The organism is Mycolicibacterium chengduense, assembly GCF_033741155.1.
Lineage (GTDB): Bacteria > Actinomycetota > Actinomycetes > Mycobacteriales > Mycobacteriaceae > Mycobacterium.
This window is the reverse complement of sequence record NZ_JAWQNH010000002.1, coordinates 804,119-829,795: the sequence shown is the minus strand read 5'-3', so window position 1 is coordinate 829,795 and position 25,677 is coordinate 804,119. Positions and strand designations below refer to the sequence as shown.

Annotated in this window: 25 protein-coding genes; 9 read left to right on the top strand and 16 right to left on the bottom strand. The window is 68.2% G+C overall.

Annotation, left to right across the window (positions count from 1 at the left end; translation table 11 throughout):
• Nucleotides 1-32 precede the first annotated feature (32 nt).
• On the top strand, nucleotides 33-779 hold the full coding sequence (locus tag SBI67_RS09470) for a L,D-transpeptidase (protein WP_413232436.1): 747 nt from the start codon (nucleotides 33-35) through the stop codon (nucleotides 777-779).
• On the opposite strand, the gene SBI67_RS09465 is transcribed toward SBI67_RS09470, so the two are convergent.
• From SBI67_RS09465 to SBI67_RS09455, 3 genes are read right to left on the bottom strand one after another with little or no spacing between them, the layout of a single operon-like run.
• A complete protein-coding gene (locus SBI67_RS09465) occupies nucleotides 766-1,458 on the bottom strand; it encodes a sterol desaturase family protein (protein ID WP_318980284.1) in 693 nt (230 codons plus the stop codon). The genes SBI67_RS09470 and SBI67_RS09465 overlap by 14 nt on opposite strands.
• Nucleotides 1,455-2,186 carry a FadR/GntR family transcriptional regulator gene (locus SBI67_RS09460; RefSeq protein WP_318980283.1) on the bottom strand — a complete coding sequence of 244 codons (732 nt, stop codon included), beginning with the start codon at nucleotides 2,184-2,186 and terminating at the stop codon, nucleotides 1,455-1,457. The genes SBI67_RS09465 and SBI67_RS09460 overlap by 4 nt, the downstream gene beginning before the upstream one ends.
• 48 nt (nucleotides 2,187-2,234) lie before the next feature.
• Entirely contained in the window at nucleotides 2,235-2,969 is a 735-nt protein-coding gene (locus SBI67_RS09455; protein ID WP_318980501.1) for a helix-turn-helix domain-containing protein, read from the bottom strand.
• A 129-nt stretch (nucleotides 2,970-3,098) separates the two neighbouring features.
• On the opposite strand from SBI67_RS09455, the gene SBI67_RS09450 reads away from it, so the two are divergent.
• Nucleotides 3,099-3,425, top strand: coding sequence for a hypothetical protein (locus SBI67_RS09450; RefSeq protein ID WP_318980282.1), 327 nt, complete (start codon nucleotides 3,099-3,101; stop codon nucleotides 3,423-3,425).
• Here the strand turns inward: SBI67_RS09450 and SBI67_RS09445 are convergent.
• On the bottom strand, nucleotides 3,361-4,626 hold the full coding sequence (locus SBI67_RS09445; RefSeq protein WP_318980281.1) for a cytochrome P450: 1,266 nt from the start codon (nucleotides 4,624-4,626) through the stop codon (nucleotides 3,361-3,363). The two genes, SBI67_RS09450 and SBI67_RS09445, sit on opposite strands and share 65 nt — an antisense overlap.
• Before the next feature lie 218 nt (nucleotides 4,627-4,844).
• Between SBI67_RS09445 and SBI67_RS09440 the strand changes: the two genes are divergently transcribed.
• A complete protein-coding gene (locus SBI67_RS09440) occupies nucleotides 4,845-5,318 on the top strand; it encodes a hypothetical protein (RefSeq protein WP_318980280.1) in 474 nt (157 codons plus the stop codon).
• On the opposite strand, the gene SBI67_RS09435 is transcribed toward SBI67_RS09440, so the two are convergent.
• The 5 genes from SBI67_RS09435 to SBI67_RS09415 all read right to left on the bottom strand — a co-directional run bounded on the left by SBI67_RS09435 (nucleotide 5,308) and on the right by SBI67_RS09415 (nucleotide 11,476).
• Entirely contained in the window at nucleotides 5,308-7,557 is a 2,250-nt protein-coding gene (locus SBI67_RS09435; protein WP_318980279.1) for a molybdopterin-dependent oxidoreductase, read from the bottom strand. The genes SBI67_RS09440 and SBI67_RS09435 overlap by 11 nt on opposite strands.
• Nucleotide 7,558: 1 nt before the next feature.
• The gene (locus SBI67_RS09430; RefSeq protein WP_318980278.1) at nucleotides 7,559-8,122 is read right to left on the bottom strand and encodes a TetR/AcrR family transcriptional regulator; all 564 of its coding nucleotides are present in this window, start codon (nucleotides 8,120-8,122) and stop codon (nucleotides 7,559-7,561) included.
• A gap of 156 nt (nucleotides 8,123-8,278) precedes the next feature.
• Entirely contained in the window at nucleotides 8,279-9,409 is a 1,131-nt protein-coding gene (locus SBI67_RS09425) for a nitronate monooxygenase (protein ID WP_036395546.1), read from the bottom strand.
• A gap of 211 nt (nucleotides 9,410-9,620) precedes the next feature.
• Nucleotides 9,621-10,373 carry an HAD family hydrolase gene (locus SBI67_RS09420; protein ID WP_318980277.1) on the bottom strand — a complete coding sequence of 251 codons (753 nt, stop codon included), beginning with the start codon at nucleotides 10,371-10,373 and terminating at the stop codon, nucleotides 9,621-9,623.
• A gap of 5 nt (nucleotides 10,374-10,378) precedes the next feature.
• Nucleotides 10,379-11,476, bottom strand: coding sequence for an NAD(P)H-dependent amine dehydrogenase family protein (locus SBI67_RS09415; RefSeq protein WP_318980276.1), 1,098 nt, complete (start codon nucleotides 11,474-11,476; stop codon nucleotides 10,379-10,381).
• Nucleotides 11,477-11,579: 103 nt separating this feature from the next.
• On the opposite strand from SBI67_RS09415, the gene SBI67_RS09410 reads away from it, so the two are divergent.
• The 4 genes from SBI67_RS09410 (at nucleotide 11,580) to SBI67_RS09395 (ending at nucleotide 16,790) form a co-directional block, all read left to right on the top strand.
• Nucleotides 11,580-12,338 (top strand): glucose 1-dehydrogenase, encoded by a 759-nt coding sequence (locus SBI67_RS09410; protein WP_318980275.1) that lies wholly within the window; start codon nucleotides 11,580-11,582, stop codon nucleotides 12,336-12,338.
• A gap of 115 nt (nucleotides 12,339-12,453) precedes the next feature.
• Nucleotides 12,454-15,210 carry a glycosyl hydrolase 2 galactose-binding domain-containing protein gene (locus SBI67_RS09405; RefSeq protein ID WP_318980274.1) on the top strand — a complete coding sequence of 919 codons (2,757 nt, stop codon included), beginning with the start codon at nucleotides 12,454-12,456 and terminating at the stop codon, nucleotides 15,208-15,210.
• 54 nt (nucleotides 15,211-15,264) lie between these two features.
• Complete coding sequence (locus tag SBI67_RS09400) at nucleotides 15,265-15,498, top strand: hypothetical protein (RefSeq protein ID WP_318980273.1); 234 nt, start codon at nucleotides 15,265-15,267, stop codon at nucleotides 15,496-15,498.
• Entirely contained in the window at nucleotides 15,495-16,790 is a 1,296-nt protein-coding gene (locus SBI67_RS09395) for a competence/damage-inducible protein A (RefSeq protein WP_318980272.1), read from the top strand. Before SBI67_RS09400 ends, SBI67_RS09395 begins: the two co-directional genes overlap by 4 nt.
• A gap of 9 nt (nucleotides 16,791-16,799) precedes the next feature.
• Here the strand turns inward: SBI67_RS09395 and SBI67_RS09390 are convergent, their stop codons facing one another.
• Nucleotides 16,800-17,663: an LLM class F420-dependent oxidoreductase gene (locus SBI67_RS09390; RefSeq protein ID WP_318980271.1), complete on the bottom strand. Its 864-nt coding sequence runs from the start codon at nucleotides 17,661-17,663 to the stop codon at nucleotides 16,800-16,802.
• A gap of 17 nt (nucleotides 17,664-17,680) precedes the next feature.
• A complete protein-coding gene (locus tag SBI67_RS09385) occupies nucleotides 17,681-18,595 on the bottom strand; it encodes an alpha/beta fold hydrolase (protein ID WP_318980270.1) in 915 nt (304 codons plus the stop codon).
• A gap of 220 nt (nucleotides 18,596-18,815) precedes the next feature.
• Between SBI67_RS09385 and SBI67_RS09380 the strand changes: the two genes are divergently transcribed.
• A complete protein-coding gene (locus tag SBI67_RS09380) occupies nucleotides 18,816-19,148 on the top strand; it encodes a hypothetical protein (RefSeq protein WP_318980269.1) in 333 nt (110 codons plus the stop codon).
• Nucleotides 19,149-19,161: 13 nt separating this feature from the next.
• Here the strand turns inward: SBI67_RS09380 and SBI67_RS09375 are convergent, their stop codons facing one another.
• Together SBI67_RS09375 and SBI67_RS09370 are read right to left on the bottom strand one after the other, a co-directional pair.
• The gene (locus tag SBI67_RS09375) at nucleotides 19,162-20,625 is read right to left on the bottom strand and encodes an amidase (RefSeq protein WP_318980268.1); all 1,464 of its coding nucleotides are present in this window, start codon (nucleotides 20,623-20,625) and stop codon (nucleotides 19,162-19,164) included.
• 72 nt (nucleotides 20,626-20,697) lie between these two features.
• The gene (locus tag SBI67_RS09370; RefSeq protein ID WP_318980267.1) at nucleotides 20,698-21,084 is read right to left on the bottom strand and encodes a hypothetical protein; all 387 of its coding nucleotides are present in this window, start codon (nucleotides 21,082-21,084) and stop codon (nucleotides 20,698-20,700) included.
• A 172-nt stretch (nucleotides 21,085-21,256) separates the two neighbouring features.
• Between SBI67_RS09370 and SBI67_RS09365 the strand changes: the two genes are divergently transcribed.
• Nucleotides 21,257-21,913 carry a GNAT family N-acetyltransferase gene (locus SBI67_RS09365; protein ID WP_318980266.1) on the top strand — a complete coding sequence of 219 codons (657 nt, stop codon included), beginning with the start codon at nucleotides 21,257-21,259 and terminating at the stop codon, nucleotides 21,911-21,913.
• Between the two features lie 3 nt (nucleotides 21,914-21,916).
• On the opposite strand, the gene SBI67_RS09360 is transcribed toward SBI67_RS09365, so the two are convergent.
• The 3 genes from SBI67_RS09360 to SBI67_RS09350 form a co-directional block, all read right to left on the bottom strand.
• Nucleotides 21,917-23,044 (bottom strand): hypothetical protein, encoded by a 1,128-nt coding sequence (locus SBI67_RS09360; RefSeq protein ID WP_318980265.1) that lies wholly within the window; start codon nucleotides 23,042-23,044, stop codon nucleotides 21,917-21,919.
• A gap of 194 nt (nucleotides 23,045-23,238) precedes the next feature.
• Complete coding sequence (locus tag SBI67_RS09355) at nucleotides 23,239-24,609, bottom strand: WS/DGAT/MGAT family O-acyltransferase (protein ID WP_266047701.1); 1,371 nt, start codon at nucleotides 24,607-24,609, stop codon at nucleotides 23,239-23,241.
• A 46-nt stretch (nucleotides 24,610-24,655) separates the two neighbouring features.
• Nucleotides 24,656-25,621, bottom strand: coding sequence for an esterase family protein (locus tag SBI67_RS09350; RefSeq protein ID WP_318980264.1), 966 nt, complete (start codon nucleotides 25,619-25,621; stop codon nucleotides 24,656-24,658).
• Between the last annotated feature and the right edge of the window lie 56 nt (nucleotides 25,622-25,677).

Genomic DNA, 25,677 nt, shown 5'->3' with positions numbered 1-25,677 from the left:
GGATCGAAAACTTGCGCAGAGCATTTCGGTATGTGCTTGTCATCGCTGGGATCGCCATGTTGGCCACGCCGTCGACAGGCGTCGCCGGCGCCGCGGAGACCGGCACGGCCACCGCGGTGGTATCCGTGTCGCCCAAAGCCGGCGATGTCGTCGGGGTGGCTTACCCGGTGACGGTCGGTTTCGCCGGTCCGGTCTCCGACCGGACGGCTGCCGAACACGACATCGATTTCTCGGTGTCCAGTCGTCGCGTTTCCGACGCCAAGGTTCCCGGGGGATCCTTTGCCTGGCTTGATGATTCGACGGTGCGTTTCACGCCGAGCGGTTACTGGCCGGCGCACTCGACCATCGCCTTGTCCGTCGGCGGGTTCAAGACGACCTTCGAGACCGGATCCCAGGTGGTCGGTGTCGCCGATATCGACGCGCACACCTTCACCGTCAGCATCGACGGCCAGGTGGTCCGGGAGATGCCGGCCTCGATGGGTAAGCCCAAGCATCCCACCCCGATCGGTTCGTTCACCGCACTGGAGAAGCAGAACCCGGTCGTCATGGATTCGCGGACCATCGGTATCCCGCTCAGCGATCCGGAAGGTTACAAGCTGACGGTCAACTACGCGGTGCGCGTCACCTGGGGCGGTGTCTACGTGCATTCGGCACCGTGGTCGGTCGCCTCCCAGGGCAACTCCAACGTCAGCCACGGGTGCATCAACCTCAGCCCGGACAACGCGCAGTGGTACTACAACAACGTCAGCATCGGCGACCCGATCATCATCCAGGCCTGACCGAGCCGTGCTCTGCGGCGCCGTGCAGGTTCTTGGCGGTGGGTGAGGTGGCGACGGTCGCCGGGTCGGGATAGGTGCCCAGCACGCGATCGGCGGTGCCGCTGCTGGTGACCGTGAACCAGTAGTGCTCGTTCTTGAAGTGATGCTGCCGGTGGTTGCGCCAGATCGAGCGGTACAGAGCGGTTTTCGGCTTGTAATCGGTGTGCACGAGGTAGTGGCACCATTCATAGCCCAGGCCGAGGACCGCCAGCCACGCCAGGAAGGTGAGGCCGCGGCCAAGGCCGGCGCCGGTGGCCGGGAACACCACCACGCCGATCGCCACCGCCAGTGGCAGCACCCACAGCAGTGACTGCCAGGGTATGAAAACCAAGGGGACATCACGTGGTTCGACGTGATGTTCGCGGTGTTTACGGGCCAGCAACGGATCGACGGTGACCCCGGCTATCCGGCGCGGGCGCCAATGCAGGATCATCACGTGGATCATCCATTCCAGGAACGGGAACACCGCCAGCATCGCCACCGGCACGAGTGCATCACCGATTTCCCAGTCGCCGTGCATGATTCGTGCGATCACGGCGGCAACGAGGGTCGCGCCGATCAGCCACGGCGACGGGTGCCTGACGAACTCGCGGGCCGCTGCGCCGAGTGTGAGCCCCCGGCGGGTGGGGGAGATGGTCATAGCTTCCGCTCCTGAGTTTCCAGTGCCGCCAGCGCGTCCAGCAGCGCGGTGGTGGCCGGTTCGAGAAGGGCCCGGGCGGCCGCTGCCGCGGCGGCGGGGTCGCCTGCGGTGACGGCGTCGGCCACCGCGCGGTAGGCATCGAGCCTGCCGACCTCGGCGGCCATCATGGTGGCCAGCGCAGGCAGCGCGGGTTCATAGGTGGCGCGCAGCGTGTTGTACATCAACCGCAGCGCTATCGAGTCCGCACCGTCGACGAGGTGATCCCAGAACGTCAGCGCGTGCCGCTGCGCGGCGACCGGATCGGTGCAGGCCGTCAGCGCCGCGATGGCCTGGTCCAGGAGTTCACCCAACTCCGGGCGGTGTCGCATCGCCGCGAGTTCGGCGACCTTGGGCCCGTTGTGCAACCGCGTCTCCAGGATGGACCGCACGACCGCGGGGTCGAGCTCGCCGTCGCGCACCAGGAGCCGGGGGAGCAGGTCCAGTCCCGCATGCCTGCGGAAATCGCGCACCGTGGTGGTGTCGCCCTGGCGGATCTCGACCAGCCCGGCCGCCGTCAGCTGTTTGAGCGCCTCGCGCACCGCCGGTCGGGACACCCCGAGCACCTCGGCCAGACGTCGTTCGCTGGGGAGCGGATCCCCCGGTTGCATCTCGCCGCTGAGGACATCGGCCACGATCTGGTCGAACACGTCCGCGGAGACCGACCGGCGATTGATGGGTTGCAGCGCCATGCCCCGAGCATCACACGCGGCTGGTTAGAGGTCAAGTGGTAAGACCAGTCACCGGAGCGCCTCCGCGGTGGCCTCGTCCGCGGGCAGGAACGCCTCCAGGCTCAGCTCGGCGGCCGTCAGGTCCAGCGCGGTGCCGAAGGTGGTGACGGTGCTCAGGAACCGCAGCACCGTCCCGTCGCCCCCGTCGATCTCCAATGGCACCACCACACCACCGAGGTCGCCGGTATCGGACTGGCCGCCGGGATAGGACTCGATCTCGGCCAGCAGTGCCGCCGAGTCCGGCGATCCGCTCACCGCTGCCTCCCGGCGCAACCGGCCGATGACGTGGTGGCGCCACTGCGCCAGATTGCGGATGCGCGGTGCCAGCCCGTCGGGATGCAACGAGATGCGCAGGGCGTTGGGGTGTTCCATCAGGTGGGCCGCCACACCGTCGAGCAGTACTGCGGTTCCGGCATTGACCTGCAACACATTCCAGCCACGGTCCACCGCGAGGCAGGGGAAGGGGTCGTAGGCGGCCAGCACCCGGTCGATGCCGGCCCGCACGGCGGCCATTCCCGGATCGTCGAGGGCGCGCTCGCTGTACATCGGCGCCAGCCCGGCCGCGAGCAGCAGCCGATTCTGTTCTCGTGCCGGCACATCGAGCGCCGACGCCAACTTGAGCACCATGGACCGGCTGGGCGCCGAGCGGCCGGTCTCGATGAAGCTCACGTGCCGGGCCGACACGTCGGCCTCCAACGCCAGGTCCAGCTGGCTGAGCCTGCGTCGCTGCCGCCAGGTGCGCATCAGCGCGCCGAAGGTCGGATTCTGGGTGTCCACGCTCGTCACGTCAGCCAGTGTCGGATACCGGTGGACCCGCCGCCATTACCTCCGCGGTAATTGCCCCACCTACCCGGGACCGCCGACGCTGGGAGCATGACACAGCCGAACATCCCCCGATGGCTCCGCTTCGTGCTCCGCTGTGACCGGGCCGGGTCATCCTGGTACATCGGTACCGGTTTCTTCTTCGCGCCGGTGCTGGCGCTGCTGTCGCCCTGGCCTGACTTGACCACGCTGCTGTGGGCCGTCATCGCGCTCGCCGGATTGTGGCTCGGGCTGCTCGGTATCGCGATGGCTGTCGGGCTGTCGGTCGTGCTGCGGTCCGACACCGAGATCGGTGAGGACTATTGGCGATCGATCATCGACTACCCGCGGGTTGCGCCCGCTTCGACGCGCCCACGTAGTCGACCTGCCAGTGTTTGATGCCGTTGAGCCACCCCGAGCGCAGCCGTTCGGGTGCGGCCAGCGGGGTGAGCTCGGGCATGGCGTCGGCGATCGCGTTGAACATCAGATCGATGGTCATCCGCGCCAGGTTGGCGCCGATGCAGTAGTGCGCGCCGGTGCCGCCGAAGCCCACGTGCGGGTTCGGGTCGCGCAGGATGTCGAAGCGGAACGGATCCTCGAAGACGTCTTCGTCGAAATTGGCCGACCGGTAGAACATCACGACGCGCTGCCCCTTCTTGATCGACACGCCGCCCAGCTCGGTGTCGGCCAAGGCCGTGCGCTGGAACGAGGTGACCGGTGTCGCCCAGCGCACGATCTCGTCGGCGGCGGTCCCGGGGCGTTCCCGTTTGAACAATTCCCATTGATCCGGAAAATCGGTGAACGCCATCATGCCCTGGGTGATCGAGTTGCGGGTTGTCTCGTTGCCCGCCACCGCGAGCAGGATGACGAAGAAGCCGAACTCGTCGTCGGAGAGCTTGTGGCCGTCGACATCGGCCTGAACGAGCTTGGTGACCAGGTCGTCGGTGGGGTTGGCGGACTTCTCGGCCGCCATCTGCATGCCGTAGGTGATGAGTTCCACCGATGCGCTGATCGCGTCGTTGTTCGCGAATTCGGGATCCATGTCGCCGACCATCTGATTGGACCAATGGAACAGCTTCATCCGGTCCTCCTGCGGCACCCCCATCAATCCGGCGATGGCTTGCAGCGGTAGCTCGCAGGACACCTGCTCGACGAAATCGCCCCGGCCTTCTGCCGCTGCGGCGGCGACGATCTGGCGGGCCCGCTCGGCGAGATCGGCGCGCAGTTGTTCGACCGCGCGCGGGGTAAATGCCCGCGAGACGATCTTGCGCAGATGGGTGTGATGCGGGGCGTCCATGTTCAGGAGCACGAACTTGCCGGTCTCGATCTGCGCCGCGACGGTGCCGTCCTTGTAGCGCGGAAGCGCCGTCTTGGCCAGGCTGGAGAACACGTCGCTGCGGCGCGATACTTCTTTGACGTCATGGTGCTTGGTCACCACCCAGAACCCGCCGTCGTCGAAACCGCCGATCCCCTCGGGTTGATCGTTCCACCAGATCGGTGCCACCTTGCGCATCTCGGCGAGCTCCTCGACGGGCAGCCGATGGGCGTAGATGTCGGGATCGGTGAAGTCAAAGCCGGGCGGAAGGTTCGGGGTCGGCATCGTTGCACTCCCAAGACGACGGTGTGTAATTGGTCCCTCTGGGCATTGCTACACCACCGCCCGCACCCGCGTCCCGAAGTCGGGAAAGGTGGCCGAAGCTGACACATCGCGGTTCGCGTGCGTCCCACCGGGCTCAGGTGTAACAATTTTCTGGCCCGAGCTGAATATCCAGGTGACTGCGCGTCATGCGCGGTGTGGCGGTGAAAGGGGATTGGTACATGGCGATCGACATCGCAGCGAAGGCTCTGCTGGCGTTGGCCGGCGGGGTGACGGCACTGGCACTGGCCGCGCCTGCCGCGGCCGATCCCACGGATGCCCCACCGCAGCCGGTGCTGCCCACGGTGGATGCCGCCGCCGCGCCGTCGGACGGGGTGCCCCATCTGCCGAGCCCAGACGCGCCGCCGCCGGGGGCGACCATGGATCCCAGTGTGATGGCGGGCGCCGAGTCGCCGCGGGTCAGCTATCTGCGGGATCTGTGGAACGCAGTGCAGAACCGCGAGATCAGCGGTAAGGAGGCCCTGGTGCTGGGCCTTGCACAGCGAGGCATGGACACCCCGAATCCGGCGCAGGCCCCGATGGCACCCCAGGGGACGCCGGCACTGATGGTGCCGCAGGCGGCACCGGCACCGGTAGTGCCGCAGGCGGCACCGGCACCGGTGGTGCCGCAGGCGGATTCGCCCGCTATACCGTGACCGGCTCGACGGCGGTGATCCGCGCCGGCACGTGTTTGTGCCATGGGGTGCCGGCGTAGGCGTCGCGCCAGTCGGTCGACGTCAACGCGTTCGGGGCGACCCCGGGCACCGTCGAGATGCCGTCGGTGTCCACGAAGTCCAGTCCGAAGCCGTTGGGCAGGGCCGCATGCCCGGGCATCATCGCCTCGCTGATCTCGACGGTCGCCTCCGCACTGCCTGCGGCCGTGCTGATCCGCGCGCGGCCGCCGTCCACCAGGCCCAACGTCTGCGCATCCTGCACGCTGACCCGCAGCGCCCCGTCGGCGTCACGCTTGCGCCAGGCAGGATCGCGGAAGATGTCATTGGCGGTGAACGCCCGGCGTTCCCCGGCCGAGAGCACGATGGGGAATTCGGCGCTGGTCAGCTGCGCCGGGCCGGCGGCCAGCGCGTCGAGATCGGCGAGCAGTTCCGGGATGGCGAGCGTGATCTTGCCGTGGTCATGGCTGATCAGGCTCCAGTCGTCGGCGTATTCGTGCTCGGTGAACGTCACCCCGGACGGGCTGGACAGGATCGCGGTGAACAACGCGTTGCCGTCGGCGTGGCCGGCCCGGCGCACCGCGTCCGGGTAGGTCAGCGCGGCCTTCTGGGCCAGCCCCCACAGCGCGGCGGCGCCGGCCAGTCCCTGCGGTAGCACCGGGCCGAGTGTCTCGTAGAGGACATAGGGCAGCACCTTGCCCAGGGCGGGCTTCGTGCTGACCGCGGCGAAGAAGGCCTGCGCGTAGGCATCCAGTCCGTCGGCCGCGGCCCGGCGAAGTGGTTGCAGTTCTGCGTCGTCGACGACACCGAGGGCGCGCACCAGCCGGGCCCAGATCTCGGGTTCGGGAAGGGTGCCCGGTGCCGGCGGCATGAGCGGGTGCCGGAGGTGAAAGGTGTTGTGCGGGAACTCCAGATTGAAGAAGGTGGCCTCGGCCTTCTCGAACTGGCTGGCCGCCGGTAACACGTAATGTGCCAGACGTGCCGTTTCGGTCATCGCGACGTCGACGACGACGAGCAGCTCGAGGGCGCCGAGTGCTTCGCGCACCGCGGCCGAGTCGGCGAGTGAATGCGCGGGATTGCTGCTCTCCACGATCATCGCGCGGAACCGGTCGGGGTGGTCGGTGAGGATCTCCTCGGCCACCGCGTTCGAGGGCACCAGCCCGGCGATGATGGGCGCTCCGGTGACTGGGGTACAGCCCACCCCCGCGGTGCCGAACAGCGGTGCGAACGTCGAATGTAGATGCTGCCCACCGCGTTTGGCGAAATTGCCGGTGAGGATCCACAGCATCTTGTTGAGATAGGAGCTCAGGGTGCTGTTGGGCGCCTGCTGGATGCCGAGGTCCTCGAACACCGAGACGCTGGACGCCGCGGCGATCCGGCGTGCCGCCGTGCGCACCAGCTCGGCGTCGATACCGCAGTGCGCGGCGTAGCCGTCGATGTCCACCGCCGCCAGGGCCGCGCGCACCGGCTCGGTTTGCGTGACGTGTTCGGTCAAAAATGCTTCGTCGCAGAGATTTTCCTGGACCAGGACGGCGGCCATGGCGGCCAGGCACCACGCGTCGGTGCCGGGACGCACCCGCAGGTGGAAGTCGGCGAGCTTGGCGGTGTCGGTGATCACCGGGTCGATGACGATCATCGAGCGATGCGGATCCTTGGCGATGTCCTGCAACACCGTGCGGGCCCGCGGGAAGCTCTGCGACATCCACGGGTTCTTCCCCACGAACACCGACACCTCGGCGTGCTCGAACTCGCCTCGGGTGTGCCCGCCGTAGAGTTGGCTGTCCACCCAGAACTCGCCGGTCTTCTCCTGTGCCAAGGCATTCGACCGGTACCGCGCGCCGAGCGCCTTGAGGAATGCCCCGCTGTAGGCGCCACCCAGGTGGTTACCCTGGCCCCCGCCGCCGTAGTAGAAGATCTTGTCCCCGCCGTAGGTGTCGCGCACGCGGGTGAATCCCTCGGCGATCTCGGTGATCGCGGTATCCCAGTCGACCTCGTCGTAGCCGCCATCGGGCCGTCGGCGCATCGGTGCGCGCAGCCGGCCCGGATTGTTCTGGTAATGGTCCAGGCGCAGCGCCTTGTTGCAGGTGTACCCCTTCGAGGCGGGATGCTCCTTGTCGCCTCGGATCTTGGCCAGGCTGCGGCCGTCGAGTTGCACCACGATGCCGCAGTTGCATTCGCAGAGGATGCAGGCGGTGGGCTGCCACTGCGCGGATGGTGTTGTCATATCACGCCTTTCGTTCCGCGATTTCGGCAGCCACGAGGGCGCGCAGCTGCCGGTGGACGAGAGTGAGAGCGGTGTCGTCACCGGCGGTGCGCGCCACCAGTACGGCACCCTCGATCGAGGTGGTGGCCAGTATCGCGAGCTCGGCGGCTCGGCCCGCGGTGATGCCGTCGGCGCGCATCAGCTCTTCGAGCTGCGTGATCCACCGGGTGAACGCGGCGGCGGCGCGCGCCATGACCTCGGCGTTATCGGCTTCGACGGCCACCGCCACGACCGGACAACCGGCCCGAAATCCGGTTTCTGACAGTTGATTGCGGAAGTGCTCGACGATGATGTCCAGCGCGTCGAGTGCCGAGGCTGCCGAGGAGATCTGGCTGGCGACATAGCCAGCGGCAAAATCGATTGCCTCGCAGAGCAGTTGCGTGCGGCCGCCGGGGAAGTGGTGATAGGCCGAGCCGCGTGGCGCGCCGCTGTGTTCGAGGACATCCGAGATGGCGGTCGCGTGTGCACCGCGCTCCCGGATCAGCAGTGCCGCCGAGACGATCATGCGGTCGCGCGGGCTGGCCATGGTGGTGGTGTCCTTTCGGCCGACCGATTATGTAGAGCATCATACATATTCGATGGGGCGCCGGGAACGGATGCGCGAACCCGGCCGTGAATGCACGAATCCCGCCGGTCCGGGAGAACGGAGGCCGGCGGGATTCGCGGTCTGGGGGCTACCTGATCAGACGGAGGCGGCCTCGTTGATCTGGTTCAGCGTGCTGGTCGCCTCGAGATATTCCTGCACCCAGCGTTCGATGACGGCCGAGGTCTTCTCGACCTTGGTGAACTGGCCCACCACCTGGCCGATGGGGTTGAACGCCACGTCGATGGTCTGGTCTGGGTACTTGTGCGTGGCGGCCACGGCCATGCCCGACACCATGTACTGCAAGGGCATGCCGAGCGGCTCGGGGTTGCCTGCGGTCTGCCAGGCATCCGTCCAGTCGTTGCGCAGCATCCGGCACGGTTTGCCGGTGAACGAGCGGCTGCGCACGGTGTCGCGGCTGGTCGCCTTGGCGTACGTCGCCTGTTGCACAGGGGTGTTCTCGGCTTCCTCGACCATCAGCCACTGCGACCCCGTCCAGGCGCCCTGCGCGCCCATGGCCAGTGCCGCGGCGATCTGGTAGCCGCTGCCGATACCGCCGGCGGCCAGCACCGGACGTGGCGCGACCTCCTTGACGACCTGCGGCCACAACACGATCGAACCGACCTCGCCACAGTGGCCGCCGCCCTCGCCACCCTGGGCGATGATGATGTCGACGTCGGCCTCGGCGTGCTTGCGGGCCTGGGCGGGCGACCCGCACAGCGCGGCGACCTTACGCCCGGACTCGTGGATGTGCTTGATCATGTCGGCCGGCGGAGTCCCCAGCGCGTTGGCGATCAAGGTGACCTTCGGGTGCTGCAGGGCGATTTCCACCTGGGGGGTGGCCGTCGCCTCGGTCCAGCCGAGCAACTGCAGCGCGTTGTCGTCGAGGTCTCCGGTGGGAACGCCGTGGTCGGCCAGCAGCTTCTTGGCGAAATCGAGGTGTTCCTGGGGGACCAGCGCGTTCAGCGTCGACTTCAGTTCGTCGGCCGACATGTTGGCGTCCATGCCCTCGTATTTGTTCGGGATCACGATGTCCACACCGTAGGGGTGGTCGCCGATGTGTTCGTCGATCCAGTTGAGCTCGATCTCGAGCTGTTCGGGGGTGAAGCCGACGGCTCCCAGCACGCCGAAGCCGCCGGCCCTGCTGACTGCGACGACGACGTCTCGGCAGTGCGTGAAGGCGAAGATCGGCACGTCGATGCCGAGTTGGTCACAGAGGGCGGTATGCATGCCTACTCCTTGGGGAACGAGCGCGGGCGGACGACTGAAACGTGTTCTAGTTTAGGCGATGCCCCGGGGTGTCGAGCAATGCCCCGCGCCACCCGAAATCGGGTTGAGCCTCGACAGGCGTGGAGAACGGCATTCTCAGATCGGCAAGTGGCATTAACAGTTCGCGAAGTCGGGTGCGCCCCTCGACGGCCGATGAATCCGGTGCGCGCGGTTATCGGGTCGCGCCGCGGCGCCGCAGTGCGACCCAGCGGCGACCCTCATCGGAGCTGACCCGCAGCACCGGCCAGCCGCGTTGCGCGGCGGCGGCGGCCAGGCCGGGCCGGGGATTGACCGCGTGCGGATGGCCGACGGCTTCCAGCACAGGCAGATCTTCGGTGCCGTCGGAGTAGCCGAAACTGCTGTTCAGGTCGATATCGTGGGTGGTGCTGAAGGCCAGGACCGCGCGGGCCTTGTTGCGGCCCCAGATGATCGGTCGCACGATCTGTCCGGTCAACCGGCCGTCGTCGTCGGTGGCGAAGTGATTGCACAGCACATCGGTGATGCCCAGGTGCCGGGCCACCGGCTCGGCGTGCATGGTCAGCGCCGACGAACTCATCACCACCGTGTGACCGCGGTCCTGATGGGCGGCCACCACCTGGCGCATGACCGGGAACAACCGCGCGACGGTGTGTCGCTGGAACAGCTCCTCGCCGAGTTCCTCGAGTTCGGCCAGCGAGTCGCCCATCAGATAGCCCGCGGCGCGCTGCAGCAGTCGCTCGAACTCCATCTTGCCCAGCTTGTAGCGCACCGAGGCCTCGATGATCCCGGTCAGCTCGCCGAACCTGGCCTGCCGGTTACGGAACCGATGCCCGGCATGAATGGTCGCGGTGAAACCGCGGACCAGAGTGCCGTCCAGATCGAAGAAGGCGCCGACCCGCGGTCCGGCAGGTGCGCTGTTGATCTGGGCTATCGCGTCGGCGGGCACGCCTCCTATTCTGCGTGTTGTGCCGCGTGGTGCGCGTACAGCAAGCCCTTGCCGGTGCCCAGCGGCAGGTCGACGGTGGTGCGGATACCCGGCGGCGCGGCCACCACGTCCGGGATGGCGTTGACGATCCGTCCGGCCGCGGCGAGGATCGCGGCGTAGTTGTGGTCGCCGCGGCTGCTGGTCGGGCAGATGTCGACGACATATGACGGTTCCCCGGTGATCTCCACCCGGTAGGACCCACCGGGCTGCGCGGGCTGGGCCCAGTCCGGGCGCAGGTCCGCACGCACCCGGGTGACGTGTTCGACGACGATCACCGGGCTGCCGCCGACCATGCCGTTGATCTGGAAACGCATCGCCGCCACCGTGCCCGCGGCGATCACGCCGGTGGCGACCTCGATATCTTCGGGTGCGGGGGCCAGCTCGTAGCTCTCGGTGATCTCGTCCACCTGTACGCCCAGGCCGGCAGCCAGCATGGTGATCGCGGTGCCCCACGCGGCGCTCAGGATGCCGGGATAGAACAGCAGGCCGGGCTGGTCCATCGGATTGCCGAACCCCATGACCACCGACATCACCTCCGCGCCGTCGTAGGTGGCGTAGTCCGCGATCTCCATCGTCTTGATCTGGTCGATCCGCTGGCAGGTGCTGGCAATGGCGAACGGCACCAGGTCGGTGGCGAAACCGGGGTCCACCCCGGTGATGAAGACACTTGAGTTGCCTTGGTGGGCAGCCTCTTGCACCCGGGCGATGGCCTTTTCCGGCATGGCGCCCCACGGGTATTGCAACCCGCCGGGTGCCGAGCCGACCACATTGACACCGGCGGACAGCGCGGCGGCGACATCGCGGGTGGCCTCGACCGGGCGGGTGTCGCCCATCGCGCAGTAGACCAGGCAGTCGGGCTTCGCTGCGAGGACGGCGTCGAGCCCTTCGGTCGCGGTGATGCCGGTGGTCACGTCGAGACCCGCCAGCTCGCCGGCATCGCGGCCCACCTTGTCCGCGTTCGACGTGCCGACCGCGACCAGCTCGAACCGGGGGTCCTCGATGAGCTGGATGAGGGCCAGCCTGCCGCAATTCCCGGTCCCGACGAGTGCCACGCGAATGGCCATACAAATCTCCTAAGGCTGTGTGGTCTGATCGCAGTATGGGCTGTCCGCGGCGAAATTGGAACAGGTTCTAATTCCGCTCCGAAGTGGGGTAGCCTCACGCCCCATGGGACGCGTGGACGGCAAGGTTGTACTGATCAGCGGCGGTGCCCAGGGCATGGGCGCCGCCCACGCACGGGCGCTGGTGGCCGAGGGCGGCAAGGTGGTCATCGGTGACATCCTCGACGAGCCGGGGCAGGCCCTGGCTGACGAACTAGGTGCGCAGTATCCCGGGTCGGCGCGCTACGTCCACCTCGACGTCACCCAGGCAGACCAGTGGGATGCCGCCGTCGCCACGGCCAACGAGGCCTTCGGCGGCCTGACCGGTTTGGTGAACAACGCCGGCATCGTCGCGCTGGGCAAGATCGGCAAATTCGACATGACGCAGTGGCAGAAGGTCATCGACGTCAACCTCACCGGAACCTTCCTGGGGATGCAGGCCGCGGTCGGCTCGATGAAGGCGGCAGGCAGCGGCTCGATCATCAACGTGTCCTCGGTCGAGGGGTTACGCGGTGCGCCGATGGTCCATCCCTACGTGGCGTCCAAGTGGGCGGTCCGCGGGCTGGCCAAGTCCGCCGCGCTGGAACTCGGCAGGCACAACATCCGGGTCAACTCCGTGCACCCCGGCTTCATCCGCACCCCGATGACCGAACACTTCCCCGAGGACATGGTCACCGCGCCGCTGGGCCGCCCCGGCCAGTCCGAGGAAGTTGCCGCTTTCGTGGTGTTCCTGATCAGCGACGAGTCGTCGTTCGCCACCGGCGCCGAGTTCGTCGTCGACGGCGGACTGGTCACCGATGTCAACCACAAGGACAACGTCTTCTGACGCGTTGAGGGTCGCTCCCCGGGCCGCCCGTTGACGGGGCCGCCAGGCACAATGTGGTGTCGGCCGATCGGCCGGCGCGACATCAGGCACCGAAGGGAGCGGCACCATCGGGGCATTGACGCGTCGCACCGCCCTGTTCAGCGTCGCCCTTCTGGTACTCGTGCTGCTGCTCGGCACTGCCGACTTCGCCTCCTTCGCGCGGCCCGAACCGGCGGCCACCACCACCGAACTGGCACAGGGCTGGAAACTGGTGTCGGCGCGGGGCCTGCCCGCCGACGGCCGCGTCATCTCGACGCCCGGCTACCGGGATGACGGCTGGCACACCGTGTCGCACATGCCGGCCACCGTCCTCGACGTGTTGCAACGCGACGGCACCTATCCGGACCTGTACTACGGGACCAACCTGGCCGACAAGGTGCCGCAGGATCTCTACCAGCAGGACTGGTGGTACCGCACCACCTTCGACGCCCCGGCCGGCCACAGCAACTATCAGCTCGATTTCCCCGGGATCAACTACCGCGCGGAGATCTGGCTCAACGGCCGGCTGATCGCCGACAGCAGTCAGATCGTCGGCATGTACAACGCACACCAGCTCGACGTCACCCGGTGGATTCGCAGCGGCCCGAACGTTCTTGCGGTGAAGGTGATTCCGGAACGCGCGCTGCAGGATGTCGACGGTGTCGAACTGGCCGACAGTTGGTATGACTGGATCAACTGGCGTTACCTGGGTTACCAGGGGCCTGGCAAGAACCCGGCCAACGGCAACTCGTTCGTCCCGGATCGCAACGCAGGCATCTTCAAACCCGTCTACCTGCGCGCCGCGGGTGCCGTGGAGATCGACGACGCCACGGTCAACACCGAACTTCCGCTCCCCAGAACGGATTCCGCGCGTCTGACGGTATACGCCAACGTCCACAACTCCTCGGACCGGCGGGTCAACGGCGCGCTGCGGGCCACCATCAGCCGGCCGGGCAAGCCCACGGTGACCGTCGAGCAGCCGGTCACGCTGTCGCCCGGCGAACGGCGCGAACTGACGTTCAGTCCGGCCCGTTTCGCCGAGCTGACCGTCGAGCACCCAGACCTGTGGTGGCCCTACACCATGGGTGACCCCAGCCTCTACGACCTGAAATTGGACTTCCGCCAATACAACCGGGTGGTCGATACCAGTTCCCAGCGGTTCGGCATCCGGACCATCACGCAGCACCGCGACACCGATGAGCAGTTCCCCGAACTGGGCTCGGGCGGCAGTTTCTACCTCACCGTCAACGGCAGGGACTACCTGATCCGCGGCGCGGTGTACACCCCGGATCTGCTGTTCGACGACAACCCGGACCGCGAGGACGCCATCCTGCGGTACGCCAAGGATCTCGGCCTGAACATGCTGCGGTTGGAGTCCAAGATCCCGGGGGAGCGGCTGGTCGAACGTGCCGACGAGCTGGGCATCCCGCTGATGGTCGGGTGGATGTGCTGCAACCAGTGGGAGAAGTGGGAACAGTGGGATGACGAGGACCGCGCCGTGGCCCTGGCCAGTCTGCGCTCACAGATCCTGATGCTGCGTTCGCACGCGTCGGTCGCGATCTGGGCCAACGGCAGCGACGGATTGCCGCCGGAACCGCTGCGCGGCCAATATCACGCGGTGCTGCGAGACCTGCACTGGCAGAACGCAGTCGTCGACACTGTCTCCTCGTTCGGGCACGACGACGATCAAGGTCAACCGCGGTGGGACGGTATCCACATGGCCGGGCCGTACAGTTGGCGACCGCCGAGCTACTGGTTCAGCGGCCGCTACGGTGCCACCCGGGGCTCCAACGCCGAACAAGGGGACAACGAGCACATCCCGCCACTGGCCAGCCTCAAGGAGTTCATCCCGCCCGACAAGCTGTGGCCCATCAACGACACCTGGTCCTTCCATGCCGGGTCCAACCCCGGCAACGCGTCGCTGACCAGCATCCAGCGCGCCATCAACCGTCGCTACGGACCATCCGCCGGCGCCGAGGAGTTCACCCGCAAAGCCCAACTGGCCCATTACGAATCGACCCGGGCGCAGTTCGAGGCGTTCGCGGCCAACGGGTGGGCCAACCACAAGATGACGATCTATTGGATGCTCAACAGCCACTGGCCGTCGTTCTTCGGCAACATCTTCGACTATTACCTGCGTCCCGGTGGCGCCTACTACGGGGCCAAGGCCGGGCTGCGGCCGCTGTCGCTGGTGTTCGACTCCTACGCCGTCGGCAACCACAGCACCGCCGACATCAAGGTGGTCAACCAGAGCCCGCAGGACGTATCGGGCCTGCGGGCCCGGGTGCGGGTCTACGACCTGGCCGGCCGGGTGCGTGACGACCGGACCGTCGACGGGGTGGCCGTCAGCTCCGGCGGGGCGCACACCGTGCTCACGCTCCCGCGCGAGGCCCGCGATTCACGGGTGTTCTTCGTCAGGGCCGAATTGCTCGACAGCGCAGGAAAAGTGCTGTCCCAGAACGTCTACTGGCAGTCCCAGCAGCCCGATGATGTCGGGGACCCGGCCAACGACACGGCCTTCGAACTCAGGCAGGTCAGCTGGGCCGATATGACACCGCTCAACTATCTGGCCAAGGCGCCGCTGCAGATGAGCGTCAAACGGACCGGTGACCGCGAGATCGCCATCAGACTGCACAACCCCGGCAAGCAGATCGCGTTCTTCGAACGCGCGGAGCTCACCGACACCCCGGACGGTGACGAGATCCTGCCGGTGCAGTACACCGACAACTATGTGACGGTGTTCCCCGGCGAGACCGTGGACCTGAGCGGCACGGTGCTCGCACCCGCTCAGCGGGCCAACTATGTGCGAGTCACGGGCTACAACACCGCTGCGGTGGTGGTGCCGGTCGGCTGAGCCGAGCCGGTGGGGCAGGATTGACGACAGCACGCAGGAAGAGGAGATCGAGACATGTCTGAGGCGAAGACCGAAGGTAATCAGCGCGAGCAACTCGCCGAGTTGACCGCGCAGCACGGGTGGACGCGGCACGTTGCCGACCGGGTGGACGTGTACATGCGCGGTGCGACCAGGATCCGGGTGATCTGGGCCGGGGACGATCTCAGCGGCGGTTCGCGGTACCAGGACGACCTCATGGAGCAGTACTCACGCGAGGCGGACACGGTCCAGGGCTGGCTGACCCGGTGACCGCGCGCGCCGGCATCGTCGTCACCGGCACCGAGGTGCTGACCGGGCGGATCCAGGATCTCAACGGCCCATGGCTGGCCGACCGACTGCTGGAACTCGGGGTCGAGCTGGCGCACATCACCATCTGCGGCGACCGCGCCGACGATGTGGAGGCCCAGCTGCGCTTCCTGGCCGCCGAGGGCGTCGACCTGATCATCACCAGCGGCGGCCTGGGGCCCACCGCCGACGACCTGACGGTCGCCACCGTGGCCCGGTTCTGCGGTGTCGAGCTGGTCCTCGACACCGAGCTGGAGGCCCGGATCGCGGCGATCCTGCGCACGCTGATGTCGCGGCGTGCCGCGGCGGACACGGACTTCGACGCGGTGCTGGCCGCCAATCGCAAACAGGCGCTGGTGCCCGTGGGAGCCGAGATCCTGGATCCGGAGGGCACCGCACCCGGTGTCGTGGTGGACGGACCCGACGACGGCAAACCCGTCGTCATTGTGCTGCCCGGTCCGCCGCGCGAATTGCAGCCGATGTGGTCGCGGGCCATCGCGACCGCGGCGGCCCAGCGTGCGATCGCCGGACGCACGGAGTACCGACAGGCCACCATGCGGATGTTCGGTCTGGCCGAGTCCGGCCTTGCCGAGGTCCTGCGGGAAGCCCAGACCCGCATCGACGGATTCGACGGCCTGGAGATCACCACCTGCCTGCGCCGCGGTGAGCTGGAAATCGTCACTCGCTACGAACCCGGGGACGACGACACCTACCGGGCCCTTGTCGATTTCCTGGCCGAGCGCTATCCCCAGGAATTGTTCTCTGCCGACGGTTCCCTGATCGACGAACAGATCGCGGCGCTGCTGACCGGGCGCACCATCGCCACGGCGGAATCGTGCACGGCGGGGATGCTGGCCGCGCGGCTGGCCGACCGGGCCGGCTCATCGGCGTATCTGGTGGGCGGGGTGGTGTCCTACTCCAACGAGGCCAAGGTCGAGATGCTGGGAGTGGACGCGACACTGATCGCCACGCATGGCGCGGTGTCCGAACCGGTGGCGATCGCGATGGCTCGAGGTGCCCTGCACCGGTTCGCCGCCGATACGGCCGTGGGCATCACCGGTATCGCCGGCCCCGGCGGCGGAACCGCCGAGAAACCGGTCGGCACGGTGTGTTTCAGCGTGGCGTTGGCCGGACGCGAACCGTTGGTCCGCACGCTGCGGTTGCCTGGCAATCGCAGCGACGTCCGGGAGCGCGCCACCACGGTGGCGATGCACCTGCTGCGCCGGGAACTGCTGGCGTATTCGGCCAGCGCGTGAGCGCGCCGGTCAGCCGCGGATAGCGGCCGCCAGCCTGCGCCACTGTTCCCGCGGGAACGCGCTCGGGTCGGCGTCGAGGAGCTGCAGGCAGACGTGGTCGGCGCCGGCGTCGCGGTGCTCGGCCACTCGGGCCAGCACCTTTTCCTCGTCGCCCCACACGATGATCGCATCGAACAAGCGGTCGCTGACCTGGGTGAGGTCCTCTTCGGAGAAGCCGGACCGGAGCAGGTTGTTCGCATAGTTGGGCATCGCGAGATAGGAGCGCAGCCAGTCGGTGCCGATCCGGCGCGCCTCGTCGCGGTCCTCGGTGAGGATCGCGGTCTGCTCGGGCAGCAGCAGCGGGCCAGTCCCCAAAGTGGCGCGGGCACTCGCGGTGTGTTGCGGGGTCACCAGGTAGGGGTGCGCCCCGCGGGACCGGGCCGCGGCCAGCTCGAGCATCTTGGGACCCAACGCCGCCAGCGCGCGCTGCTCCACCGGTACCGGCTGCTCGGCGGCATCCAGTGCGTCCAAGAAGGCCGCCGTGGCCGCCAGTGGTTTGCGGTACAGCCCTGGCTTTTTCGAGTCGATCAGCGGCGCGTGGCTGACGCCGATGCCGAGCAGCAGCCGGGGTCCGTACTCGGTGGTCAACCGGGCATGGGCGGCCGCGACGTCGGCCGGTTCGTGCATCCACAGGTTGAGGATGCCGGTCGCGATGACGGTGTTCGTGGTCGCGGCCAGCAGATTGGTGATCGAGTCGAACAACGCGCCGCCCACGTCGGGGATCCACAGCGCCGGGTAGCCCAGCTCGTCGAGCTCTGCGGCAGCGTCGGCGGCTTGTGCCGGGTCGCTGTAGCGCAGTTGGGCGCTCCAGATGCCGATTCCCGAAAGTTCCATCAGGGCAATCCTTTCCGTCACCGGTGACCGTCGCGGTCCCAGCTCTGCACCATCGTACGGAGGATCTCCTCGGCGCGGCCGAGGCCACCCAGATGGCTTTCGCCGGACAGTACCGTCATGGTGGCATCGGGCAGAAGGTTCACCGCATGCCGGCCGTGGTCGAACGGCACGATGTGGTCCTTGTCGCCGTGCCACCAGTGCACAGGGACCTTGACCTCGTCGAGCCGGAACCCCCAGTCCCGGACGAAGACCACGACGTCGGCGAACGGTGCGGCGAGCTGTTTGCGGCTGCCGTTGAGCAGGTCGTCGAGGAACATCGCCTTGAATTCGGGGCGGCTGAGCAGCCGGCGGTCACCTTCCGGGGACAGGCGTGCATAGAGGTCCAGTGCCGGGGAGGCCACCGGGCCGAGGACCCTGATCAGCGTGGCGGCCATCAACCGGATAGGCGTTCCGGCCACTTCGAGCACCGGGGCCACCCAGGAACCCAGATCCATCAGCCCACTGCCGATCGCATCCGGGCCCACATACGGTGCCACGCCACCCAGTACACCGGCCGCCACCACCCGGTCGGGCATCGCCGCGGCGGTCGCCAGGGTGTACGGGCCGCCGCCGGACAGGCCGACGACTGCGAAGTTGTCGATCCCCAAGGTGTCGGCGATGACACGGAGGTCCTGGGCGAACGCGAGCACGTTCGGATATTGGTGCGGCGTGGACGACCCGATGCCCGGACGGTCCAAGCCGATCAGCCTGATTCGTTCGAGTTCGGCGTAGGCGCGGGCCTCCGCGGGAATCTGCCTGCGCGCCCCGGGTGTGCCGTGCAACCAGAAGACGGCGCGGCCCTGGGGATCGCCGAATTCGGCAAACCCGATCTGGCGGTCTGCGCTGACCGCGATGTTGCCCTCGAGCTTGGGGCGCGCGATGGGAGGAACCATGCGCCGAGTGTGTCATGCGCCATCGACCCACCCGCTGCTGGTCGGCGGCGCGGTATCGGCGCGGTGGGGCACCGCGCCGCGTGACCGTTGCGTGACCGAATCAGCTACCGAACCGTTTTATACGTGGCGCATACCGGTCGCACAGCAAAAAACAATGTGCCCCTTCGACACTCGTAACCCGAGTGGCCCACGACCGTGGGCCTCGTCGAACAGGAGTGGCATGAATCTCAAGCGAATTGCCGGCGCGTCGGCACTGACCGTCGGGGTCGGCCTGACCGGATTGCTGGGCCTGGGTCTGGGCACCGCCGCCGCCGATCCTGGGCCCGGGCAGTGCGGCCCGCAGCCGGGGATGTGCGACAACCACGACGACCGCGGTCGCGACGACCGGGGGCCCGGCGGCGCGCCGCAGGACGACTGGGGGCATCGCGGTATCGACCAGGGCAGGCAGGATCACCAACCGTTCAACTGGAACGGTCAGCGGGTCAACCCGGTGTGGGACGACAACCACCACGGTTGGGGTTTCTGGTTCCTGGGCATGTGGATCCCGCTGTGACCGGTCGCCGCGGTCACCGACCGGCCCACACCTGCGGGCGCCGCCCGGCCCACGGCGTGGCCGCCTCGAGCTGGGCGGCCAGCTGCAGCAGGACCGTCTCGTCGGGTGCCATCAGCTGAACACCGATCGGCAGGCCGGTCGACGTGGTGGCCAAGGGCAGCGAGATCGCGGCCCATCCGGTCACATTCGCCAGAGACGTCCAGCCGGTGGTGGCGAACTCGACATCGAAGAAAGCACGTGTCGTGCCGCGCGGCTGGTCCAGCAAGCCGTACGGCGGCGGGCCGCTGACCAGCGTCGGTACCAACAGCACGTCGTGGCCGTCCAGGCCCGCCGCGAACCGGCGGGTCTGGGCGTGCACGGTGGCGATCGCGTCCGCGTAGTCGAGCCCGGACGTGGTGAATCCTTCCCGGACCATCACCCAGGTGCTCGGCTCGAACTCGTCCTCACGCGGCTCCCGGCCCAGATGCGTGCTGGCCAGCGCGTGCAGTTGCGCGTTGCTGACGGTGTGCAGCACCGCGATGGCATCGGCCACGGCATCGGAATCGATGGTGGGCGAGCCTGATTCGACGATATGGCCGAGGCCGGCCAGGGTCGCCGCGGCGGACTGGACCGCAGCGACGACGTCCGGATCGGTCGGCGGTCCCGGAAACGGGGACGCGGTGGCGACCATGATGCGCTGCGGCGCCGGAGTCTGGGTGATGGCGTGCAGATACGGCTGAGGCGGCGCAGGCGCACCGTAGGGGTCACCGATGGCTGCGCCGGCCACCACGTCGAGCAGCGCGGCGCTGTCGCGGACGGTGCGGGTCAGGGCGTGCTCGTTGACCAGGCCCTCCAGCCCGTGCCCGGCCGCAGGCGCGAACGAGGTGCGGCCGCGTCGCGGTTTCAGTCCGACCAGCCCGCAGCAGGAGGCCGGCACCCGGATGGACCCGGTGCCGTCCCCGCCCGAGGCGGCGGGGACCACCCCGGCGGCCACCGCGGCCGCCGATCCGCCGCTCGATCCGCCGGGGGTGATATCGGGTGCCCACGGGTTGGCGGTGCGCCCGAACAGGGATGGTTCGGTGGTGCAGTGGTTACCCCACTCGGGTGTGTTGGTCTTGCCGAAGACGACCAGTCCGGCCGCCAGGTAGCGCTGCACGATCCAGGCCGACTCGGTGGCGACGTGCGTGCGCAGCGCCCGCGACCCCATCGCTTCCGGGGCGCCGGCCAGCGAGGCACCGAGATCCTTGAGCAGGAAGGGAACTCCGGCCACCGGCCCGGCACCGCCGCCGCGTAGTACGCCGTCGGCGTCCAGCGCGGCGGCGTGGGCTCGGCCCCGCTCGAACAGGTCGGTGATCACGGCGTTGAGCTCGCGGGTGGCGTCCAGGCGCAGGATGGCGGCGTCGAGCAGATCGGTCGCCGAAAGCTGCCCGGAGGCCACCAGGGCCGCCTGGCCGACCGCATCGATCGCGGCCAGTTCCTCTGCGGTGCGTGCATCCATGGCCGTCCATCCTGCGGTGCCGCCCACCGGGTGGCAACTGGGCGCGGGACAGGATCGACGAGCGGGGGTTGGCTAGAAGGGGATGACGCTCTCACTGTTGAGCGCCTGCCAGGACCGTCGGCACATGCCGACGGCCCGCTTGCGCAACCGCCACTGCGCCGACTTGAGGTGATGCCCGGCCGCCTGGTCGATCATGTGGTCGATGAACTCGGAATCGAGTAGTGCGTAACCGCCGTCGATGCGTTCCCAGAGGCCGGCCAGCCACAGCTCGATCGCGGCCTGGGTCGCATCGGGCATGATGCGCTCCAAGGCGATATCGGCGAGGAATTCCGGATGTCTGGTGTGCACGCTGTGTGCCACTGCCAGCACGTGCAGGTGCAGGGCCGCGCGGGTGATGTGGGCGCCGTCCGGGCGGGCGCGCAAGGTCTCGACTTCGGCGTAGACCACTTTGTCTCGCATGCCCTGACTTTAGCGTTTACCTGGCTGAAACATGAATGGCGCGCGCAGGACGACCGGGACAGGACGGACCGGGTGGGTCGCCTGGGCCATCGCGCAGGGCGAGGCGCAGTGGACGGGGTTGGACGGGCGGAAGCCACCAGCCGACCGCCGATGCTGGTCTAGGCTTGCCGACATGACCGATATGGATCGAGCCGCAGCCCGTCGTGACATCGCCGATGCCTTGGTGAAGGCGCTCGATCGCCGGCACGAGGTGCTCGACATCATCGTCGACGCCGAGAACCGGGACGCCGCGGTGGATGCGATCGCCGCGCTGCTGGGCACTACCCGCGCCGGCGGTGAGGCGGTGATCGGCTTGTCGTTCGACCGGGTCACCAAGGAGTCCCGCCGGATCATCGCCGAGGAACTCGACGACCTCAACAGTCAGCTCACCTTCACCCTCAACGAGCGCCCGGCGTCGTCGGCGGAAACCCTGACGCTGCGCGCCTTTTCGGGTAGCGACGACCGGGACATCTTCGCGGCGCGGTTGCAGGATCAGGGCGCGGCCGGCGATGGTTCCGGTGCGCCGGCGGGCAACCTCGACGACGAGATCGGCGCCGCGCTGAGCCGGGTGGACGCCGAGGATGCCGCGTGGTTCGTCGCGATCGAGGGCGACCAGAAGGTCGGCCTGGTGTTCGGTGAGCTCAAGGGCCACGAGGTGGACGTGCGGATCTGGATTCACCCCGAGCACCGCAAGAAGGGTTACGGCACTGCGGCCCTTCGTAAATCGCGCTCGGAGATGGCGATCTACTTCCCTGCGGTTCCCGTCGTGGTCCGCGCCCCGGGAGTCTGACGCTCAGCCGTCCTGACGGCGGCCGTCTGTCCACCCGACGCGATCCGGGCTGACACCGCGATGACTGCCGTCGGCGCCCGCCGACCATGCCGTGCCGGCGCACACCAGATCGTGCGGCAGGGCCAGTTCGGTCGGCAGCACCGGCAGGCCGGGAACCGAGGGAATGGCGATCGGTGGTGGCGGCGTGGCCGCCACCACGGCCGGTGCCGACGCCAGCATCGGAAGCACGCTGCTGGCGGCGTCGATCGGTAGTCCGACGGCGACCGGCGGTGCCACGCCGGCCGGTACCGCGACGGCGGCGGCATCGATGGGTGCCGCGGCAGCGCTGTCGACCGGTGCTGCGGCTGAGGCAGCGGCATCGAGCGGTGTCGCGACGATGTCGGCCGGCGGTTGGAAGGGTGCTGCGACCGGGGGTGCCGGCGGCGGCGGTGCCGCGACCATGGGGGCGGCCTCTGCGGCCGGTGCCGGGGGAGTCGCGGCTTGCACTGGTGCAACGGGAGCAACCGCGGCCACGTTGGCCACCGGAAGCGCATCGGCGGCCGGGGCAACGTCGGCGACCAGTGCGACAGGGGCCGCGTCGGCGACCGGGGCGGCCGGTACCGCGTCGGTGACCGGGGCGGCCGCCTCGACCAGTGGAGCGGACATCGGAACAGACTGTGCCGCAAGCGGTAACGGCACGCCGAGTGGACCGGGTGGGACGGCAGCCGGTATGGCGGGCACCGCGATCGGGGCTGCCGCGGGCGCAGCAGCGGCTGCGGCAGCATCGGCTACCGGAGCGGCGTCGGCCGGCACCGCGGACACTTGGCTCGGCGCGGCCGCGACCGACACGGCCTCCGGCGCCGGTGGCGCCGCAGCCGCCGCGCTTCCCGTTGTCACAGAAGCGCTTTCGGCGGCCATGTCGAGTGTCGGTGCGGGTGGCGGCAGGGGCGCAGACTCCGGCGGACCCGTGGCGCCCAACGCGTCGGGGATGATCTCCGGGGAAGTCGCCAGCTGCTGAACCATATCCAGGCACGGCACGCCGGGGCTGGATTCCACCTCGGCGATGGCCGCCGGGCTGCCGATCAGCACCGCCCAGTACAGACCTGCCGTCGCCGCCGCGGTCAACGCGATGCGATTCGTGGCGTGCGTCATGGACTCCCGGTTCTCCTTGAGACGGCGACATGGGAGAACCTAGCGTGAAAACGCATTTGTACAAGCGGCCGCATTGCCGGATATCGATCCGATATGCGGCGGTATCAAAGTTGTGATGCTGCAATCGGTTCCACCGGACATGACCGACTGCCTCCGGGGATGTCGCGCATGGACGCGAGTGCGCGGCCGAGATGTCAGGCGCCGACCGCCTTCTCCATGGCAGCCAGAGAGTCTTCCAGGTGGCCCAGCAGGCGTTGCAGATGCGGCACGCTGCGCCGGCACCCCACCAGCCCGAAGTCGAGGTTGTCCGCATTGTTGGTGAGTGTGATGTTCAGCGCCTGGCCGTCCAGGGCGATCGACAGCGGATAGTTGCCGTCCAGTCGGGCGCCCTGCCAATACAGCGGCTCGCGGGCCCCGGGCACGTTCGAGATGACAATATTGAACGGCGGCGGCGTCGATGCCACCAAGCCGGGAACCATGCTCAGCGCCATCCCGGACATCAGGAATCCCGACAGGGCCAGTGCCTGCAGTCGCGGCAGCTCGGCGAACACCTTCTTGTTGTCGCGTGTCGACGCACTGATGGTTTCCAGTCGGGTGATCGGGTCGTCGATATCGGTCGCCAGGTTGCACAGGATGGTGCCCACCATGTTGCCGCCGGCATCCTGTTCGTGCTCGCCACGCAGGCTCACCGGAACCATTGCCACCAAAGGGGTCTCGGGCAAGGCTCCCTGCTCCTGCAAGTAGGCACGCAGGGCTCCGGCCGACATCGCCAGCACCACGTCGTTGACGGTGACGCTGTCGACCGCGGCCTTGACCGCCCTGATGCGCTCCAGCGGCCAGGACTGGGCTGCGCATCGGCGTGCCCCACCGATGGGCACGTTGAACATCGTCTTCGGGGCTCTGAACGGCAGGGTGAGTTGCTGTTCGATCAGGGCAGCCCTGGCCAGCGACACCGTCGACGGCGCGATGCCGGCGACCGCGCTCGCGGTGCCCGTCACCGTGCTCAGCAACCCCGATGTCGGGTTCGAAGCCCTGCGCGTCCGGGTGCGCGGCGGCAGCGCCCAGGGCACCCGGACTTCCCGGTCCTCGGCATCGGGCGACAGGGTTCGCATCATCAACCGCTGGGCCGACACCCCGTCGAGCAAGGAGTGATGGATCTTGGTGTAGACGCCGAAGCGCCCGTCGTGCAGACCTTCGACGAGATAGGCCTCCCACAGCGGACGGTGTCGGTCCAACAGTGTGCCGTGCAGGCGCGAGGTCAGCTCCAGCAGCTCACGCACGCGGCCCGGACGCGGCAGCGCCGATCGGCGCAAGTGGTAGTCGATATCCACGTCGTCGTCGAAAGCCCAACTCAGATTGGAGATTCCGCCGAGTACGCGCGCTGGGTGCTTACGGAAGGTGGGTTGGAACTCGGCACACCTGGCAATCGATTCGTACAGGTCGGTGACAAACTCGGGTCCCGAGCCCTCCGGCGGCCGGTACAACTGCAGCCCGGCGACGTGCATCGGGTGCTCGCGCGATTCACCGAGCAGGAACATCGCATCGGTCGGCGAGATGAGCTTCATACCGGTAGACGCTACCCATCCGGGGCAGCGCCCCGACGCGGTTTGGTCAGGCGGCCGGGACGGCGCCCAGCACCCGTTGCAGGGCGGGTTTCATCTCCTGTAGCTGCGCACCCCAGTAACCCCAGCTGTGTGTGCCGTCGGCGGGAAAGTTGAACACACCGTTGCGGCCCCCGGCGGCGATATAGCGCTTCTGGAACTCCTTGTTGGTGCTCAAGGTGATGTTCTCCAGGAATTGCGCGCTGTACAGACCGCCGAAGTCCGAGCCGGTGTCCAGGTCCGAGGGGGCGCCGTTGCCGCAGTAGACCCACACGGCGGTGCCGTTGGCGGCCAAGGTGGCGACGTTGACCATCGGGTCGTTGCGTCGCCAGGCCGGATCTGTGCTCTGGCCCCACATGTCGGTCGCCCGATATCCGCCGGCGTCACGCATCGCGACGCCGATCAGCGTGGGCCACAGTCCCAGTGACGGATTGACGAAACCGGACAACGAGCCGGCGAAGATGAACTGGGCCGGATGCCAGATCGCCAGCGTCAGCGCCGACCCACCCGACATGGACAGCCCGACGACCGCGTTGCCGACGTGGCTGATACCGCGGTTGGCGGCCAGCCAGGTGGGCAACTCCTGAGTCAGGAACGTCTCCCACTTGTAGGTGGTGGTGCCGGCGCTGCCCTTGGCGGGCTGATACCAATCGGTGTAGAAGCTCGACTGTCCGCCGACGGGCACCACGAGCGACAGTCCGGAATGGTTGAACCAGTCGAACACCGGGGTGTTGATATCCCAGCCGCTGAAGTCGTCCTGGGCCCGCAGCCCGTCGAGCAGGTACACCGCGTGCGGGCCGCCGCCCTGGAAACCCACCGGGATGTTGCGGCCCATCGACGGCGACGGGACCTGGAGCAGTTCGACGGGACCACCACCGCTGGAAAATGCGGCGGCATTGGGCGCGCCGACGGTCACGAATCCGGCCAGCAGCACTGCGGTGGCCAGCAGTCCTAGGACGCGGCGAAGCAGGGGCATGTACCGCAAGCTAGCAGCCGCACGGTGCACGGACATGCACCCACACGGGCCGTGAT